This window comes from Paenibacillus medicaginis, from assembly GCF_042138635.1.
GTDB classification, from domain to species: Bacteria; Bacillota; Bacilli; order Paenibacillales; family Paenibacillaceae; genus Paenibacillus; species Paenibacillus medicaginis.
Window position 1 is genome coordinate 1 of the sequence record NZ_JBHIRY010000077.1, and the last position, 1115, is coordinate 1115.

A 1115-nucleotide genomic window follows, 5' to 3' on the forward strand; every position below is an offset into this window, starting at 1 on the left:
ATCTGTAGCGGAAACAAGACCAGCTTGGTGAGTAGCGGTAAAGGTGGTGAAACACCAATGAAACCGAAAAGACGTTACTATTCCTTAATCGATAAGGTTTACCAAATGAACAATCTGCACGAAGCCTGGCTGTCGGTGAAGAAGAATCAAGGAAGTGGCGGAATCGATGGCGTCAGCATCGGGATGTACGAGAAGAATGTGAGCACGAACCTGAGGGAACTGCAAAGGTTATTGCAGCAGGGGCGGTACGTTCCCGATCCAGTGAGGCGGCATTACATTGAGAAGGGGAATGGGAAGTTAAGGCCGTTAGGCATTCCCACGATCCGGGACCGGGTATGTCAGCAAGCCGTCCGTCAAATCATTGAGCCTATCTTTGAAGAGGACTTTTACTACTATAGCTTTGGATTTCGGGCAGGATACTCGGCACATCAAGCCATACGTACCATTCGGCGGGCCAAACGTAACGGATATGAACATGTAGTGGACCTGGATATTGTATCTTTCTTCGATGAAATCCCCCACGAGGGACTCATGGAGAAGGTGCAAGAAAGAATCTCGGACGGAAAAGTACTGACGCTCATTCGCGGATGGCTAACGGCGGGAATCATGGAAGATGATCAGTTCCATGAAACGGAAATCGGGTCACCACAGGGTGGAGTCATCTCGCCACTCTTGGCGAACATTTATCTGAATACGTTTGACTGGAGAATGAAGGAGCAGGGATTCGCTGTTGTAAGGTACGCGGACGATGCAGTGGTCCTATGCAAGACAAAGGAACAGGCAGAAGAGGCGTATGTAGCGGCAAAGATCATACTGGAAGTAGAACTTCGACTGCGAATGCATCCGGAGAAAACAAAAGTTGTAGATGGCGAAGACGGGTTTCGTTTTCTGGGATTCGACTTTTGGAAGGGTTATCTCCTGGTACCGGACGCGAAAGTGAAGAAATACAAGGATAAAATCCGAAAAGCGACTCGCAGACAACAAGGAAACAACCTAAAGGAAATGCTCAAGAAACTCAACGAAATCACCCGAGGATTTGGCAATTATTTCGGCATAGGGAATGTAAAGAAAAAGTTTGAACGTCTGGATAAATGGACGCGAATGAGGGTGCGAGC

At 48.0% G+C, this 1115-nt stretch carries 1 protein-coding gene; it reads left to right on the top strand.

All coding sequences use genetic code 11. The features are described from left to right. Positions 1 to 57: 57 nt before the first annotated feature. The coding region (gene ltrA, locus ACE5LO_RS27685; RefSeq protein ID WP_375523130.1) for a group II intron reverse transcriptase/maturase at positions 58 to 1115 on the top strand (1058 nt) is incomplete at its 3' end.